We start from the raw sequence: 17,497 nt of genomic DNA, 5'->3' as shown, positions 1-17,497 counted from the left end.
CCGATGTTCGAAGAGCTGCAAATACTTTCGCTAGAACGGCAGTTCATTTCTGAGTTATACAGCTGCACAAAAATTCCAGAAACCCTTGTATGTCTTGAACGGGTTTTACATCAGCTTGTTACGCCAGAGGGCCTTTACATTCGTTATGAACATCCTCTCTCCGGTTTCTATGAAAAATCATCGGGCAGCAAGGCTGATGCAGCAAAAAATGCATTCCTTTCAGGGATGAGACCCGATGGACTCCACCACGTTCTATTTCCTTTCGGAGAAGAAAAAGACAAGCCTGGCATGGTAAGCATTCTAACTAAAAACGATCCTGGTCCGGCTAGACTATGCAGCATGGAGCGCGTGCTTGGCTTTTGTTCCCGGAATATTACTTATTTTGAGCTTCTGCAGAAGCTTGAGCAATATGCCCGAAACCAGGAATTACTGCTCAGGGAATTGCGGCACCGGACCCACAACAATCTGCAGTTTATGCTGGCAACTATACCCTATCTCGTTCCGGAAACGGAGAGCCTTCATATCGATCTGCGCACAACAATAGAACAACGGCTCCATGGACTTATAGTCCTGAGCTCCATATGGGATTCCCAGTCAATCGAGGAAACCGTTTCCGCCCCATCCTATTTCATTTCCGTAGCGAGAACCCTGCGAAAACTTTGGCTCGAAGGCAGGGCCAGCCTTGAACTATCATTAGAGGTTGATGAATCCCTGGTGATATCCAAGGACATAGCCACAACGATTGCGCTGATTGAAAACGAACTTGTTACAAACACGCTCAAACATTGCAGCGCCACATTTCCTGAAATACATATCAACCTAAAACAAGTTAATAATACCCTTATTTTTACGTACCAGGAGTTCGATGACTCTCGCTTGGAAGATAGGGAAATAGTCAAAGAGCTCAAAGCACCCTATGTATCGGAGCATAAAACCCGAGGAGAAGGCCAGGACATTATTTGCGGTTTAGTGCAAAAGGTTGGAGGCATTTTACTGAGCAAACCGGAAACTGAAAATGGCACAGGGTACTATTTCTCCGCTTCTTTTCCCCTCTGAGCTATTTTCAAAAGTCGGTCATTTTTAGAAAAACATCCCAACCTATTCATTACCAAGACAGGTACCGACAGAGCGGGCCGTATCCAGCATATAATGGTCTTCGGGTACTGTTTTTATGCGCCCCGCGGGCTCGCTGAGATCCACCGATCCAACTTCGTTACCCTTGAGACAGACCATTTTGCCATATTCACCCCGGGCAAGGAGTTCCGCCGCGGCGGTGCCAAAGGTCGTTGCCAGAACCCGGTCCCATGCGCTGGGGATACCGCCCCGCTGGAGATAACCCAAAACGGTGACCCTGGTTTCCATTCCCGTTTCTGCTTCGATTTCCCGGGCTACCCGGTACCCAATAGAAGGCTTTGCGGTCTTTTCGCGGTATTTTTTCCGTTCCTTTTTGTCCATCTTGGCTTCTTCTACCGATAATGCGCCCTCAGCCACAACCACGATAGAGAAACTTTTGCCATCCCGGGCCCGCTTAAGAAGATGCCGGCCAATCGCATCGATATCGTAGGGGATTTCCGGTAAAAGGATAATATCTCCGCCCCCCGCAACACCCGCATAGAGGGCCAGCCAGCCGGCCTTGTGGCCCATGAGTTCTATCACCATAACTCGGTTGTGGCTGTGGGCGGTAGAATGGAGCCGGTCTATGGCCTCGGTGGCAATAGAGACTGCGGAATGGAATCCAAAGGTCATATCGGTACCGACGATGTCGTTATCAATGGTTTTCGGAAGACCTATGACATTAAGCCCTTCCTGTGAGAGCAGGTATCCGGTGGTATTGGTACCATTGCCGCCAAGAACCACAAGGCAATCAAGGTTCAGCTTTCTATAGTTTTCTTTGATTATCTCAACCTTATCTTGGCCCACATCAGCGTCGTATTCGCCGTTCCGAGACTTAAAGGGCTTTTCTCTGCTGGTCCCTAAAATGGTCCCACCCCGGGTGAGAATACCAGAAAAATCTTCAGGCTTTAGGAGGCGGGCATCCCCGTCAATGAGCCCCCGGTATCCGTTGGCAATACCAATAATACTCATATTGTAACGGTCGTAGGCAGCCCGGCACACGCCGCGTATTGCAGCATTCAAGCCGGGGCAATCTCCGCCGGAGGTTAGAATCCCGATGGTTTTTGTAACGCTTTTACTTCGCTCTCCCACATAAGCCTCCTCTACTGGTATCAGTATAAAAGCCGAAATACGGTTTGTACAGGCAGCACGCTACACAAAAATAAAGTTTTTAGATATGGTAAGGTTATGAACAAGAAATCCTTTCATCAAAATATTTTGATTATATTTCTTCTTATTTCCGCAGGCTTGCTGCTTCCCGCACAGTCAAGTCAAAAGCTTGTTGCAGCCCGGGATCTAAAACCATTTCAGAGCGTACTTGTGGGAACAACGAAGGGCCTATTTCGGGTTGAAGAAAATACAGCTGCGGTCTCGCTATGGACCGGTGGGATGGTTAAAAAAATTCTAGTCCACCCCCAGGGATATTATCTGCTGACCGATAAGGGCATTTTATTTTCTAAGGACCTCACTAATTGGGAAGAACGCAACCAGGGTTTGCCAGTCAAGGTACTCAAGGAGATTGCGGAAGGCAAAAAGCAATTTGTACGGCAGATCCAGGACCTGAAAGACCTTGAATATAACCCATCTGATCCTTCCATGCTGGTTACTGCCACCAAGGATGGCGTCTATTTGTCCCGGGATGGGGGCCTCTCATGGAAAAACCTTGGTATGCCCCCCGCAAAAACCAATGGATTAAAGGCCGTAGCGGCGGCAAACCTGAACAACAGCGCTGTTGTGTTTGCAACCCATGGCATATATGGGGTCTTTGCCTTGCCCTTGGGCTCTTCCGGTTCAGGTGCAAGCCAAAAGTGGATATCCCTGAACCAGGGACTGGAACTACATGAGACCACCGAAAATCCCGATGAAGTCTCGGACATTCTCGTGGATACCATATCAGGCTCAAATCGAATTTTTGCCCTCCAGAGCTTCCGGGAACGGCTCTATGAACTCGATTGGGATGCGAAACGGTTCAATCTCCTTTATAAGGGCAAACATGAATTTAAAGCCCAGGACGGACTCCAGCGTCTGGGAAATATTATTCTTTACGCACAACAGGGAGGGCTTGCAAGCGTTCCTCTTACTGATAAAAATGGCACTGAAATCAAATCAAACCGGCAAGATATAACTACCGACCTTCTAACAGTGACAATGAAACGGGCTGAATCGCTGGTAGAAGGTAAACTTAACGCAGCGGCTTTTATGGCTTCACCAAATTCTGATAATTCCGGGACCGCTCAACTTAGTCTTTCCGAACTTTGGCTTTTGCAGGAACCCTTTAATGTAGCAGCAGAGAAGCCCTATCTTCAGAGGGCATTAAATCGTGAAGGTTTTTATATGCCCGTTAACCATGGCTTAGACCAAAAAAGCCTTGGCCGGTACGTCCAGATCTTAGATACAAAAAAGCTCAATATGGTCGTTATTGACATGAAAGACGACTACGGCAGGCTCCGGTTTGTTCCCAAAAATCCGGAAATTGCGGCAAAAGGCAGGGTCTTTAATCCTGTGGACCTTGAAACCTTTGTACCCACCATGAAAGCCCATGGAGCATACCTTGTGGCACGGCTTGTGGTTTTTAAGGATCCAGAATTATACAAGAAGGAAGGAGGTAAATACGCCGTTTGGGATTCGGCTACCAACGGTCCCTGGCAGGGGTATTACGAAAACACTGACGGCACCCGGACTGAATACGACGAAAAATGGGTGGATCCCTATTCGGAAGAAGTCTGGGCATATATCACCAATATAGCCAAAGAATTGCATAACCGCGGATTTGATGAAATTCAATTTGATTATATCCGCTTTCCCACCGATGGCATCAACCTGCCCCAGGCAAGCTTCCGGTGGCGGGATGCGGGCATGGACATGGAAAGCGCCATACTTTCCTTTTTGCGCTATGTGCGTAAGAATGTGGATGCCCCGATTTCCATTGACATTTACGGGGCTAACGGATGGTATCGAACCGGGGCCCGCACCGGCCAGGAAGTGGAAGTGCTCTCCCGCTATGTTGATGTAATCTGTCCCATGTACTATCCGAGTCATTTTGAACAAAATTTTCTGGCAAACAACCCACCGGAACTGCGGCCTTACCGAATATATTACTTAGGTACCCTCCGGGCAATGTCCATAGCACGCAACCAAGCTGTAATCCGGCCCTATATGCAGGCCTTTTACATGAATGTCTCTTATGACCGAAAATACTACAACAGCGAATATGTACTCAGGCAGCTTTTGGGTGTCCAAAATGCTGGCAACTATGGGTATACCTATTGGAACAATATAGGCCGCTACGACGAGATTCCCCTTCCAGAGACCAGGCTCACCGCGGGTCCTGCACTTTTATTTATATCCACAAAAATTGATTGACGGGTCCGGGAAACCATGATTTACTTACTTAGTGTAAGTAAATCATGGAGATGTTAATGACCCCTGAATCTTCCCTTTTAGAGCTCATATCCGATACCGAATCATTTGAAATAAATTTTGACGGCAAAAAAATTATAAGCCATTCATGGGCCGAACCCTTTGTATATGCGGGCAGCGGCACAGGCAAATACCGGATGTTCCGGGGAAATTTCCATATCACTGAACATGTAAAGGAACTTGCAGGCCTTACGGACTGGGAAATACTAGAATCTGACACAGGCCGGCTCGTCATCCGCTTTTCCCGTGATGTGGGCCAGGGTACTCAGTACAGAATGGTCTTAACAGCATTGGTTCAAAATGGGCGGCTAGAGCTCTCCTTTTCGGACCAGAGCAGCGTCGGGGCAGCTCTACAGGGAAAGCATAGCAAACGGGGAAAACCGAACCGCTGGCGCTTTCATTTCTCCGCACAACAGGAAGAATTGGTGTACGGCTGCGGCGAACAATTCAGCTATTTTAACCTGCGGGGCCGTTCATTCCCGCTCTGGACCAGCGAACAGGGGGTGGGACGAAACAAAAAATCCTATGTCACCTGGCTGGCCGATGTGGCTGAAGGGGCGGGCGGGGATTATTACTGGACCTTTTTTCCCCAGACAAGTTTTGTAAGCTCCCGACGACTTTGGTATTTTGCCGATTGTCCTGCCTATTCAGTTTTTGATTTTACCCTGCCAGACCACCATGAATTGTATTTCTGGGACCTGCCCTCCCGCATCATTATCGGCAGCAGGAAGAGCATGCTGGAAACAATACAGGACCAGTCAGCCTTTTTTGGCCGCCAGGAAGAGCTCCCAGACTGGGTAATGGAGGGGATTATCCTAGGAATTCAGGGCGGTACCGAAACATGCGAACAAAAACTGAACACAGCCCGCAATGCGGGCGTCCCGGTAGCAGGAATCTGGGCTCAGGATTGGGAAGGAATACGCATTACCCGTTTTGGCCAGCGACTCCGCTGGAACTGGGAGTGGGACCGGGAACGGTACCCGAATTTGGACCAGGCTATTAAAAGGTGGCGCGACCAGGGCGTCCGCTTCCTGGGGTACATCAACCCCTATGTGCTTAAAGACCATGCATTATACGAAGAAGCGGTACGCCGGGATTTCCTTGCTAAAAACAGCGAAGGCCATCTATACCTTGTTGATTTTGGGGAGTTTGATGCTGGAATCATCGATTTTACAAATCCTGCTGCTTACTCCTGGTATAAAGAAATAATTAAGCAAAACTTACTCGACCTTGGACTTTCAGGATGGATGGCCGACTTTGGAGAATACCTTCCGACTGATACGGTGCTGTATTCGGGCCGGTCCGCTGAACTGGCACACAATGAATGGCCAGCCCTCTGGGCCCGCTGTAACAGAGAGGCGGTACAGGAGTGGTACAGCGAACACCCGGAAGCACGGGGGCACATTGTCTACTTTATGCGGGCCGGCGGACCGGGCTCCCAGAAATGGTGCCCACTCATGTGGGCCGGAGACCAAAATGTTGACTGGTCCGAAGATGACGGACTCCCCTCAGTGATTCCGGCGGCCCTGTCCCTCGCTATGTCGGGCCACGGGCTGCATCACAGCGACATCGGCGGTTACACCACTCTCTTTGGAATGAAGCGCACGAAGGAGCTCTTTATGCGCTGGGCGGAGTTTGCAGCCCTAACGCCGGTTATGCGGGGCCACGAAGGTAACAGGCCGCGGGACAACTGGCAATTCGATAGCGATAAAGAAACCCTGGCTCAACTTGCCCGCATGGGGCACTTTCACCGCGAACTACTGCCCTACCAGAGGCACCTTTCGGAAGAAAACGCATCAAAGGGCATTCCGGTCATGCGGCCCCTCCTGCTCCATTATGAGGAGGACCCCGTGGCCTGGCATATTAAGGACCAGTACCTTCTGGGCCCCGATCTCCTTGTGGCCCCGGTGCTGGAATCGCTCTGCAATGAACGGCATCTCCATCTGCCGCCGGGCATCTGGCGGCACCTGTGGAGCGGCGCGGTCTATAAAAGTCCCGCTCCATCCGGAACAGAATGCACCGTCAGGGCTTATCTCGGTGAGCCGCCGGTCTTTTGCCGCGCCGGCTCCCCCTGGGAAGGTCTTTTTGTGGATGCGGCAAAAAACTGCACTTCCTATTACGAAAGCCGCCCCACCAGCGCTGACTATGCCATCACGGTACAGAAAACACAGTAACAAGGATAGACACCCATGAACAAAGAAGACCTACAGGCCCTGAACCCTGAGCTCAGTATCATCACTCCGGAAGAGCGGGCCTTTGGGGTATACGGCGCACAACACCGGCACCCGTTCATCAATATGCTGCTTTCTGAAGCTCCTCCGCTTATTCCTGCTCATCTTACAGAAAACCGGTACATCCCTTCGGTACCAGAATTGGAAGCCCTGCCCGGCAAGGAATTGTACAACCTGGTATTCGGCGACATGGATGTTCAAGTTGGTTATGTGGCAGGTCCCAATATGACCTTGAACGGCCTTGAGTACCATAAGTCCCCTGAGATCCTTATAGCCTTGACCGATCAGGTGCTGCTCCTGGGGAAGTGGGAAGATATTGATGAACCGTGGATGTACGATGCAGACAATGTACAAGCCCTCTACCTTAAAGCGGGTGACTGTATTGAACTATATCCCCGGACACTCCACTTTTCTCCCTGCCGGCTCTCTGACTCGGGCTTTAAGACTCTCATCATCCTGCCAAGGGGAACCAATACTCCCTTGTCTGAAGAAACCATGGCACAGCGCGGGCTCGGTGCCGAAGACTGTTGTCTTTTCATGAAAAACAAGTGGCTTCTTGCCCACCCGGAACGGACAGTCCTGATACAAAAAGGTGCCTATCCGGGCATTCGGGGGAAGAACATAAAGGTTCTGTATCAATGAAGTCTTAAATAAAGCCGTAAAAAAGGAGGGATACACATGGCGGAACAAAAAAGGCGAATTGGCGCAGGGGCTCTGATATCCTATGGGTTGGGGGACCTGTACGGCGGAGGTTCCTTTTTAATTATATCAACACTTTTTATATATTTCCTTACCGATGTGGTTGGCCTTTCGCCGTTTCTTGCGGGCCTGGCAGTTTTTGTCGGCAAAGTGTGGGACGCAGTATCGGACCCGCTCATGGGGCTTTTATCGGATCGAACGAAGAGCCGTTTTGGAAGGCGCCGAGTTTATTTTCTTGCCGGCATAGTTCCGGTCTTTGTCAGTTTTTGGATGCTTTGGATAAACCTTCGGTTTCCGAGCCAAGTAACAACCTTTGTGTATTACCTGGCGAGCTACATTGTATTCTGCACTGTCTATACCATAGTGATGGTACCCTATTCTTCGCTGCCGGCGGAAATGAGCGGCGACTACAAGGAACGGGCCCGGCTTTCCGGTGCGCGGATGCTCTTTTCTCAGCTTTCTGCCTTGATTGCAGGAACCATCCCAGGCTTTTTAGTAAAAAACCTGTATCGGGATAATCCGTCCCAGGGCTTTTTTTTAGTAGGCCTTCTTTTTGGTATACTCTACGCCCTCCCCTGGATTGTTGTGTTCCTGGGGACCTGGGAAGAACCTGTGCCCGATGCTCCAGGGGGAAAGGGACGAAATGGGGCTCAAAATACCGCAGGGCTCCTCCAGTCCTTTAAGGATCTTAAAAGTCTCCTTGCCTGCCGTTCATTCAGGCTCCATATCGGCATGTATCTCTTGGGGTACACTGCCCTGGATATACTTTCCGCTTCCTTTGTCTATTTTGTTACCTACTACATCGGCCGGGGCAGCATCTACAACCTTTGTCTTGGGTCCATGCTGATTGCCCAGCTCATTTCCCTGCCGCTCCATATTATGCTGGCAAACCGGATCGGCAAGGGAAGGTCCTACGCTGTCGGAGCGGGAATCGTATTTCTTGTAGCCCTGTTCTTAATTACCTTAAGGCCCGAAAGTCCTGCCATACTGCTGATTATCGCCTCAGCCATACTCGGCTTGGGGCTGTCTCCGGTGGTAGCCATGCCCTGGGCTATGCTGCCAGAGTCTTCCGATGCGGATGAACTCACGAACCATATTGAACGGGCAGGCAGTGTGGCCGGCGTGTTTACCCTGTGCCGTAAGCTAGTCCAGGCCTTTACGCTGTGGGTCTTTGGGCTTTTGCTGCAGGGAATCGGCTACAGCGCTGGGGCAGCACAGCAGTCATCCGCCGCAATTGAGGGGATTAGACTCATTTTTGTGTTCGGGCCCCTTGTCTTTGTCGGCCTTGGAACCATACTGGCCATTCGCTACCCGATAACCCCACAAACCTTTGCCCTTATGCGGAAGGCTCTGGAGGCAAACCGGCTCGGCCAAGATTTTTCCTGCACCGAGCTGGAAGGGATGAAACTTAAAAAAATAACAGGATAGTCGGCTGTGCACGCAGCTGTGCGGCTGTGCAAGGTTGTGCGCGCGGCTGTGCAAGGTTGTGCGCGCGGCTGTGCAAGGTTGTACGCGCAGCTGTGCGGTTGCGCGCAGCTGTGCGGCTGTGCAAGGTTGTGCGCGTGGCTGTGCGGTTGCGCGCGGCTCCAGGCAATCACAGATTGGCCAAGTTTCCGCTATAATTCATCAATCTGCTCTAGAAGCGCTCAATTTTTTCTGCAGCAACGCTCTCATGGGAATAACGATGATAAGCTGAAATAAGAGAGCATACAGCACCGAAAGAAGGGCAACCGCCAGGTTCGGCCCAATCATGGATTTATCTGCCAGGTATTTCAACATGATAATGATGCCCAAAAAGAATCCGCCGAGTCCTGACATGGTAAAATACCGGCCCATGGCGGTAAAAAACGCGTCAGCCCAGGCCAACTCATCTGTTCCGGCCTTATCTGCAAAGGCCAGAGCAAAGGCCTTGCCCATTTCGCGGAAGGTCCAGCCGGTTCGCAGCAACGCCAAGGTTCCCAAACCGACAATGATGAATGATAGCACATCCAAAAAAATCCAAAGGTTGCCTCCGCTCCCCCATACGCAGAAGGATAGGATCGTAAAAAATACGATTAAACCAACCAGATACCGAATTATATTCATACTCCGCTCCTAAAAAATAAAAATTGAGTCAATTTCAAAAGTCGGTCACAACGCTTCGCGTTTTGAAATTGGCTTTGCAATTGCGCGCGGCTGTACACGATTGTGCAGCCACATGCAGTCGCGCGTAACCGCTGCGCCTAATCGCAGCTTTCAAGGTCTCATTTCTATCCGCCGCTGAGATCTGTTGTTTTCTATGATGAACGTCAATCCATGATCCAGCTCCTGTGATAGTTCAGAAAACATTTCATGGACCCTCTGGAACTCTCCTTCATCCCGTAATTGTTGGGCAAGGGCTCCTGAGGAAGTATTGCCGGTCCAGTAAACGATAAGAAGCGAAGCGGCTACCGCTAAAAGGGCCTGCAGTGCCCCTTCGAGGACTGCCGTTGATTTCTTTCCTTGGTCTTTCACCTCCTTGTGCATGGAAATAGTATCTAATAACATATGCGGTGGAGCCGCTTGAGATGCATCCTGTACAGCCTGACAAAAATAGGCCTTGAGCGCCTCTTCCGCTTTGTTGTTATATGCCGAATTCATCTTGCCACCTCCGCGCAAGTTTTTTGCGAATAGCATGGAGCCGCCATTTAATCGTGCCTTTTGGTAGACTGAAAATACGAGCCAGCTCTTCTATGGGCAGCTCTTCGTAATAAAACAGGTAGGCCAGTTCCCGATCTGGGTCAGATAAGTCTTTTAGAAAGGTCTGAATAAATTCTAGTTCTTCATTTTTTATAAGTTGATGTTCGGGCTTAACATTTTTTAGATCCGGCATCATATCCAATTCTGCGGATAAGGCCCCATCTTTTTTAACATCATGGGATGAGCTTTTGCGCAGCCTATCAATGGCGGTACGGCGGGCAATGGTAAAAACCCAGGCCCTGCAGTCCTGGCCGTCCAAAACCTTGGCCCTATTCTGCCAGACCTTGTACAATGTATCTGCGGCGATTTCTTCCCGGTCTTCATAGTTTAAGGCAGCAAAGGACCGAAGATACACACATATGCGGCCATAATAGCTGTTCCAGACCGCTTCCGGTGTTCGAATAGGCGCTCTATCTAGCACGTTTTTCATACACTAGTATATACGTAAAAAATGAGCGCCGGTTGGAGAAAAAACGAAAAATTATCGCACTATTTCCCAGCCTTCGATGTGGGCTAAAATTTCAAAGGGTTTCACAAAGGTGCCGTATACCACCGATGCATGGTGGGCGATGCCGTTGTTCACCACCGTGGCAAGCACATCTGCTACATTGCGGTCAAAAACGACCTTCATGTAGGTCCCTTTAAGGAGCTTATCCATGGGGACCGCCCGGGCGGTATCCAGAAGCATACGGAATTTGCCGTCACAGGTATCGAGCCTCAGTATGGAGAGGTCCCCGCTTTTCAACACAAAGTCGGCAGTAACGCCCTTGCCCCCTGCAAAATAGGTATCCAAAGAACGTACACAGCGACCGTCCCACAGGTTGCAGGGGGCCACCCCACAGTGCCAAAAGAGGGCAAAATTCTGTTCCAGGTCTATCTGAGAAAAATCAAAGAGGAAGGGCGTCTCGGCCCCCACAGCCCGGTGGGCCAGCATGGAAAGGGCCCCCTCCACATCTCCCTCGCAGGCGAGGATACGGTCCTCAGCCTGGAGGAGACTCATGGCCGCACAGGGGCTAATACCATAGGTGGCGGCAAATTCGGGCCAGCACCGTATAGCCAGGGCCGTAAGCCGCTTTGCAGTAAGGAACGCGTCGAGTTTTGCTGACAGGGCCGCCACCTTATCAAGTTGGGTATCGCTAATGCCTGAGACATCAAATAGACCCTGCAGCTGGGACTTTCGCCGGGCGACTTCTTTATCTGGCACCGGATAACTAAACACCTCATCCAGCTCAAAATGATCGACCAGCACTCCCAGCTGGTTATAAAGAGCCAGGTCTGCGGTGCTCAGATTAAAGAAGCCGTGGGCCCGGTACCCGATAATACCTACCCGGGCGGTCGAAAGGGCCACGCGGACCCGGATAGCATCGAGCCAGTCCTGGTCCATATCGGGCCGGACCACGACCCGGTAATTCCGGATGCCGCCCTTGTACAGGTTCGACGCATTGAGGTTCGCACCGCAGACCGAATTGAGCCTGATTTTACCGCCGTCGTAGGGCAGTTCCGGCAGGGCCCAGAGCAGTATGGGCTTTTTTACCTGTTTGGCGATTAAAAGCGCCAAATGCCCCAAATGGAAGGTGCCGGAAATGATTGCCACCGCATCAACCCGTTTTTCCGCTAAAAGGGCCGCAGCTGCCTCGGCATCTTCCACTTCTATAATTAATTCTTCGGGGGCCACAAGGGTAACCGCTTCCAGCTTTGCAAGCTCCTGCCTGAGCTGTTTCCAGATTTCCCCCGCTGCTTTCCAGTCATAGGTCTTCCGCGCGAGGCAGACCACACCGAGAGTAATATGTTGTTTCATGGTACTACTATCCTTTGACCGCTCCGGCGGTCAGTCCAGAAATAATTCGGTTGTGGAGCATCGTATAGAGGGCGATGCTCGGAATGATCGATATCATAATGGCGGCATACATGGAGGTATAATCCGTCACGAATTGGCTTGTAAAAAAGCGGATACCCAGCTGCAATGTCCGGCTTGAAGATGAACTGGTGAGAAGCAGGGCCATAATAAACTCGTTCCAGGCATAGATAAAACAGAAGGTTCCGGCGGTCACAAGGCCTGTCTGGGCCAGGGGCAGCACAATCTTGGTATAACGCTGCAAAATTGAGCAGCCATCGATCACCGCAGCTTCTTCCATTTCTTTTGGAATGGAGCGCATAAAGGCGGTTACCAGGAACATGGATACGGGTATGTTGATGGAACTATACACGATGATGAGGGCTAAGAGGTTGTCGTAGAGCCTTGCTTTGGTAATGAGGGTAAAATAGGGCACCATAAAGGAGATGATGGGAACCAGAACTCCTGCGGTAAGCACGGTATGGATCGCATCCCTGCCCCGGAACTGTTCCCGGGAAAGCACAAAGCCCGCAAGACTCGTCACAAAAAGGTTCAGGAACACCGCCCCGAAGGCTACATAGATTGAGTGGAGAAACAAAGCCGGCAGGTTTGCCATTTTAAGAGCGTTGCCGTAGTTGCCCCATTGCGGAACCTTTGGCAGGGTAAAGGGCGAAACCTGGAGTTCCAGGTTTGTTTTAAGAGAAGAGATAAAAAGCCAAATAAGCGGAAAGGCTGCGATAAGAAAGAAAAAAACCAGAACAAGGATAACGCCAGCCTTGCCGAGGGCAGTACCGATCATTGTAAGAACCTGAGAGTTCCTGATGCTCTGTTCTTCAGAACTGTGATGTGTTTGCAAGGCCTTCATTGAGCAGCCTCCGACATGGGATCATTTTTAGAGAGAAGTGCCCGGATGGCCACAATAAGCACCGTGCCAAGAAGTATTAAAATTGCACCAATAGCGCTCGCTTCGCCATAGCGGAAGGCGTCCATTTTATTGTAAAGCTGGATACCCATGGTGGTGGTCGCATAGGCTGGCCCTCCTCCGGTCATCAGAAAGGTAGCTTCGAAATGCCGCATCCCGTAGGCCATGGCCAGGGTAATGCTCGTGACCAGGGTCCCCGTAATCATGGGAATCGTAATTTTAAAGGTCTGTTGAATGACTGAAGCCCCGTCGATCTCCGCTGCCTCATAAAGACTGTCTGGGATAGTGGTAATGGCGGCGAGAATGATGATCATAAAGTAGCCGATGTACAGCACCGATTGGGTAATCACCGCGGGCAATGCGGTAGCCGTATCGCCGAGCCAGTTGTGGGGCCCCAGGCCCGCAAGGGCTAAGAGCCCGTTGAGGAGCCCATAAGAGGGGTTATAAATGGCCTTCCAGAGCATTGCCAGGGCTACCGCAGAAATAACGTTAGGAAGGAAATAAAGGGTCCGCAGGAACTTCCAGAAGCGGACCTTGCGGGCCAAAATGAGGGCCACCAGGGTTGCCAGGGGAATTTGAATGAACCCTGAGGCAAAGGCCCAGATAAAGTTGTTTCGGATTCCCAGCTTAAAGGTCGCATCGGAAAAGAGGCGGCCATAGTTTTCTAAGCCCACAAAACGGGCTGATGAAATGCCGTTCCATTCCATCAAACTGGTAAATCCGATAAAAAACAAGGGGTAGATAAAAAAGGCAGCATACAAGACCAGGACGGGAGCGAGAAAAACCACTATTCCCAGTCCGTTGCGGCCTGAAGGACCGCTCCCGCCCCGTCTCATATTACCGTTTCTCCTTTGCAGCGACGGCTTTCATGAATTCTTCGGGAGTAGCCTGGCCCAGAGCCATTTTTGCAAGCTGCTGACCGAACTCGGCAACCACCTCGGCCCCCCGGGCACCTTCCAAATGCATCACATTAAAGGATGATGAATTTGATAGTTCGTAGAACTGCTTCATGAGGGGATCCACCGCATCCGCATCGGTGAGATTAAAGGATACGGCGAACATGGCACCGGATGAAAGGGCAATCCGCTTTACGTTTTCCGGTTTGGTCATCCACTTAAGAAAGGCAATCTGGGCGGCTTTTTTAGCCGGATCCTTGGTGTTGCCCGCGGCAATATTCGCCTGAAGGAAACCGATCATAGCGTTCTTGTTAGGCCCTGCCGCAGGGGCGGGGGCGACCTTTGTATTCGCAAAAACTTCGGGGGCTTCTTTTTTCACCCTGCCGATATACCAGGGGCCGTTGGAAAACAGGGCTGTCCGGCCAGCCAGAAAGTGACCGCCGGAGACACCCGCATCGCCGCCCACCGCATCGGCAGTGGTATAGCCATTTTCGTACATTTTTTTAAGAAGAGCCGCGGCTTTAACAAAGACAGGATCAGTCAGGGGCTTATCCCACACTTTTGGGCCGCCGAGGGAGGCTGCAAAATGGGAGAACCAGAGCATGCTGGTCCAGGCATTGGTACCGCCGGTCATCTGGCTTGCGGGAGTAATGCCAGCAGCCTTTAATTTATCAAAGGCAGCCCACATTTCATCCACCGTCTTAGGATAGCTTACCCCTGCTTTTTTAAGGAGCGCTTCGTTATACCAGATGGGAGTAATGGCTATTTCATAGGGGATAGATTTCATCACACCGTTGATGGTGGCCTGTTCCAGGGTACCGGACTTAAAAGATGCTTTCCAGTCACCGCTAATTTCTTTAGAAAAATCCATGAGCAGGTCAGACTTATAATATTCTGCGGTGGTTGGATTAAGTTTGAGGGTGAATATATCAGGTACTACCCCCGCGGCAATGGATGTTCGAATTTTCTGTTCATAGCCATCGTAGTCAGGCTGGGGTTCAATTTCAACCCGGATCTTGCCCGCATTAGCCGCATTAAATTCGTTAACCAGTTTTTCCACTTCTGCGGCCTTGGAATCCTTGCCGACCCAGATGCAAGGCCACTTAAGCACCACTTCCTTGGAACTCGAGTCTTTCTGTCCCTCTGCCATGGCAAAGAAAGAAACAGCCAGCAAAAGGATGCCTATGATTCCTACCGTTCGTTTCATACCGAACCTCCTTTGATTACTTTCACTAAGTAAGTAAAACACGGATATGGCTAGCTGTCAATAAAAAAAGGCCGCCCGGCGGTTTATCCGGGCAGCCTGCCTTTGTTACAGTTCATCAATCTATTAAATATCCTTGCCCGCACCGCTGCTGAGCCTGTTACCCGCCGAATCCCAGGCGTCCACAGCATAGGTACGGCCAAGTTCGTCCTTATACCACCGTATATGAGCAGCACCGGAATAATCATTAATGAGCTTGCCGTCGGGACCATAAAAAAACAGTTCTTCTAAATATCCATTTTTATCATATTTGTACACCTGGCGGTGGATGCCATCCATGCCAAGCACCGGCTTATTTCGTGCGTCAAAATAGGATAGCTCCGCAATATCCCCGCGGTCAGTATAGGACATTTTTCGTTTATGATAGCCCGCAAGACTGTTCACCGCTTTTCCGGCAGCATCGTAAAAGGCATCCGCCACAATCATGCCATTTACAATAGTACTCTGTATCGATGCATACCCAAACAGAGACACGATGGGTTTACCCTCACGATCGAGGTTTTCATAGACAAATAGGTCTTTTCCGAACTTTTTTCTTTGCATCCAGCTATTGTCAAAAATTTTACTGGGCTGGACTTGTGCATTTATATATGATATTTCGACACTATAATTAGAGCCATTCTCGGTATGCTGTTCCAGAGTTCCATGGACACCCAAAAATTGGGAACATGCCGGATTCCCGTCCTTATCAAAATAGCGATACTCGTACCGGTTTATACGATTTTTACTCCCCATAGCAGTACCGGCTGTCTCGGAATACCAGACTTTTGCATAGCCAAAATAATTTTCGCTTAACTGGCCTCGGTCATCATAATAAGAATCTTCGAATCCCTGGGGTGAAATCCTTCGCTCTATACTCCAGGCACCAGAAGAATGAAACACCCTTCTGCCATCCCGGTCATAGAACGTAAAGGTAAGCCTGCGGAGACCTTTTGCTTGTTCATCTTCAGACCCTTGTAAGGTTTCTACTTTCATGAGGGCAAAACCGCTGTCATTGGAGACTAAACGTCCCGATGCATCCTCCCACCGCCATATTTCTGTTCTGCCTTCTCGAATAATGATAATTCGTGCAGCATCCTGCAGGGCATAGCCCACCTGCAGATGCCCTTTATTAAAATACTCAACAGCCATAAGGGATCCATCAGCGCCGTATGAAAACCGGTATGCCGCCGTTGCAAGGGCCTCTTGCTCAGGTAACGGAATATAGCCCCTATATTGGTTACCGGCAAAGGAATCGCATTCACGATACCAGATCGTTTTGACCGCCCCTGGCACAGAAAGCGCTGCGGCAGTCCCTTTTTCTATTTTAGCTGGCTCCGTATAACTGAGCATTGACGGTTCGGGAGCCCAGAATGCATTGCAATCAAGCTGTGCCTGGCGGTGATCGAGAAGTGGCGGCTCCAAATGTTTATAATAGCTCCGAACAAGATCCATTGTTTTATAGGTACTATTAACCAAATTTTGAATTTCCTTGTTATTCGGCGGTATTACCCGGCTGATAACCAATAATATCCACGGATCTGTCATCAGGATGGTCCGTGCAATGATGCCGTCTTCTACCTGTTTTGGAGTCAAAGCAAAGCGGGTAAATAAGCCCTTTTTTATATTATCCACCAAATCCACAGGTATATCATTCATCGTATTGAGCATGCTCATGATCTGTTGGTAGGAAGAAAGTTTGCTAAGAATTGAAAGAAAATGATAGGCGTAGTTCATGGAAAAGCCATACAGATTGCGCGCAATACTAACAAAATTGTCGTTTTTAGCAGAATCAATAAGCCAAGTATGCCAATTATTTGCAATGGGTGAATTGTTATTAAAGAAAACTATTTCATTTAAGTAGATAGATTCAACGAAGTTTCCTGTCATAAGGGCAGAAAATTCGTATAAGACATTTCTGCCGTTAAAGTACAATGTAGGGAATGCAGCTTCTTTCAGATAGTAGAGAGCGGCAACGGCTCTAAGAAATGAAGCTTTGAGCAAAGCCGGTTCTTTGGCTAGATATTCAAGATCGGCGGCGTTAATAACCAGGGCAGACTGAGTGTCATCGATCCTGGCAGGCCAAAAACCGGGGCTGGGGGGCCGAGCTTCTATAATGCGGCATACCAAATTTCCTTTGTTTTTATTTTCTTTGTAATAGTTAAAGAGGTATTCGAATTCCTTATATCGGCCAGCCTCAGTAATATCCTTAGACAGCTCGGTTACGAGCGTTTCAGCATCGAAATTCGACGTGACAGGGACAGATCCCAAGCTGAACCAAGGAACCACCTTATCCCACATTTCTATACTTTGCTGAAGATAGGCAGCTAATTCCGGGCTTGTCTCTGCGGCAGGAAAAGCAGTTACAATAAGCCATAATAAGCACATCAAACCCCATACTTTTCTGTTCATCGATTGTCC

At 49.8% G+C, this 17,497-nt stretch carries 14 protein-coding genes; 5 read left to right on the top strand and 9 right to left on the bottom strand.

What is annotated here, in order from left to right; translation table 11 throughout:
* Window positions 1-3: 3 nt before the first annotated feature.
* Window positions 4-1,056, top strand: coding sequence for a sensor histidine kinase family protein (locus Q7P68_RS04840; RefSeq protein WP_304223508.1), 1,053 nt, complete (start codon window positions 4-6; stop codon window positions 1,054-1,056).
* Window positions 1,057-1,098: 42 nt separating this feature from the next.
* Here Q7P68_RS04840 and Q7P68_RS04835 read toward each other — a convergent pair whose 3' ends face one another.
* Window positions 1,099-2,205: a 6-phosphofructokinase gene (locus tag Q7P68_RS04835; protein ID WP_304223507.1), complete on the bottom strand. Its 1,107-nt coding sequence runs from the start codon at window positions 2,203-2,205 to the stop codon at window positions 1,099-1,101.
* 96 nt (window positions 2,206-2,301) lie between these two features.
* On the opposite strand from Q7P68_RS04835, the gene Q7P68_RS04830 reads away from it, so the two are divergent.
* Genes Q7P68_RS04830 through Q7P68_RS04815 form a run of 4 tightly spaced genes read left to right on the top strand, consistent with a single transcriptional unit; the run spans window position 2,302 to window position 8,891 of the window.
* Window positions 2,302-4,476 (top strand): putative glycoside hydrolase, encoded by a 2,175-nt coding sequence (locus tag Q7P68_RS04830; RefSeq protein ID WP_304223504.1) that lies wholly within the window; start codon window positions 2,302-2,304, stop codon window positions 4,474-4,476.
* Between the two features lie 56 nt (window positions 4,477-4,532).
* Window positions 4,533-6,707, top strand: a complete 2,175-nt coding sequence (locus Q7P68_RS04825; protein ID WP_304223501.1) for an alpha-glucosidase — start codon at window positions 4,533-4,535, stop codon at window positions 6,705-6,707.
* A 15-nt stretch (window positions 6,708-6,722) separates the two neighbouring features.
* Window positions 6,723-7,406 carry a DUF4867 family protein gene (locus tag Q7P68_RS04820; RefSeq protein ID WP_304223499.1) on the top strand — a complete coding sequence of 228 codons (684 nt, stop codon included), beginning with the start codon at window positions 6,723-6,725 and terminating at the stop codon, window positions 7,404-7,406.
* 36 nt (window positions 7,407-7,442) lie between these two features.
* Window positions 7,443-8,891: an MFS transporter gene (locus Q7P68_RS04815; RefSeq protein WP_304223497.1), complete on the top strand. Its 1,449-nt coding sequence runs from the start codon at window positions 7,443-7,445 to the stop codon at window positions 8,889-8,891.
* A 198-nt stretch (window positions 8,892-9,089) separates the two neighbouring features.
* On the opposite strand, the gene Q7P68_RS04810 is transcribed toward Q7P68_RS04815, so the two are convergent.
* The 8 genes from Q7P68_RS04810 to Q7P68_RS04775 all read right to left on the bottom strand — a co-directional run bounded on the left by Q7P68_RS04810 (window position 9,090) and on the right by Q7P68_RS04775 (window position 17,464).
* Window positions 9,090-9,548: a MotA/TolQ/ExbB proton channel family protein gene (locus Q7P68_RS04810; RefSeq protein ID WP_304223494.1), complete on the bottom strand. Its 459-nt coding sequence runs from the start codon at window positions 9,546-9,548 to the stop codon at window positions 9,090-9,092.
* A gap of 150 nt (window positions 9,549-9,698) precedes the next feature.
* Window positions 9,699-10,082 carry a hypothetical protein gene (locus Q7P68_RS04805; RefSeq protein WP_304223491.1) on the bottom strand — a complete coding sequence of 128 codons (384 nt, stop codon included), beginning with the start codon at window positions 10,080-10,082 and terminating at the stop codon, window positions 9,699-9,701.
* Complete coding sequence (locus Q7P68_RS04800) at window positions 10,066-10,611, bottom strand: RNA polymerase sigma factor (RefSeq protein ID WP_304223489.1); 546 nt, start codon at window positions 10,609-10,611, stop codon at window positions 10,066-10,068. The genes Q7P68_RS04805 and Q7P68_RS04800 overlap by 17 nt, the downstream gene beginning before the upstream one ends.
* Before the next feature lie 51 nt (window positions 10,612-10,662).
* Window positions 10,663-11,979, bottom strand: coding sequence for a fucose isomerase (locus tag Q7P68_RS04795; protein ID WP_304223486.1), 1,317 nt, complete (start codon window positions 11,977-11,979; stop codon window positions 10,663-10,665).
* Window positions 11,980-11,986: 7 nt separating this feature from the next.
* Window positions 11,987-12,880, bottom strand: coding sequence for a carbohydrate ABC transporter permease (locus Q7P68_RS04790; protein WP_304223484.1), 894 nt, complete (start codon window positions 12,878-12,880; stop codon window positions 11,987-11,989).
* Entirely contained in the window at window positions 12,877-13,773 is an 897-nt protein-coding gene (locus Q7P68_RS04785) for a carbohydrate ABC transporter permease (RefSeq protein WP_304223481.1), read from the bottom strand. The genes Q7P68_RS04790 and Q7P68_RS04785 overlap by 4 nt, the downstream gene beginning before the upstream one ends.
* A 1-nt stretch (window position 13,774) precedes the next feature.
* Window positions 13,775-15,040 carry an ABC transporter substrate-binding protein gene (locus Q7P68_RS04780; RefSeq protein ID WP_304223479.1) on the bottom strand — a complete coding sequence of 422 codons (1,266 nt, stop codon included), beginning with the start codon at window positions 15,038-15,040 and terminating at the stop codon, window positions 13,775-13,777.
* Between the two features lie 123 nt (window positions 15,041-15,163).
* Entirely contained in the window at window positions 15,164-17,464 is a 2,301-nt protein-coding gene (locus Q7P68_RS04775) for a hypothetical protein (protein ID WP_304223478.1), read from the bottom strand.
* Between the last annotated feature and the right edge of the window lie 33 nt (window positions 17,465-17,497).

This window comes from Gracilinema caldarium (genome assembly GCF_029265695.1).
GTDB lineage: Bacteria > Spirochaetota > Spirochaetia > Treponematales > Breznakiellaceae > Gracilinema > Gracilinema caldarium_A.
Note: the sequence above shows the minus strand (reverse complement) of the source record. Positions and strands in the feature narration are given on the sequence as shown.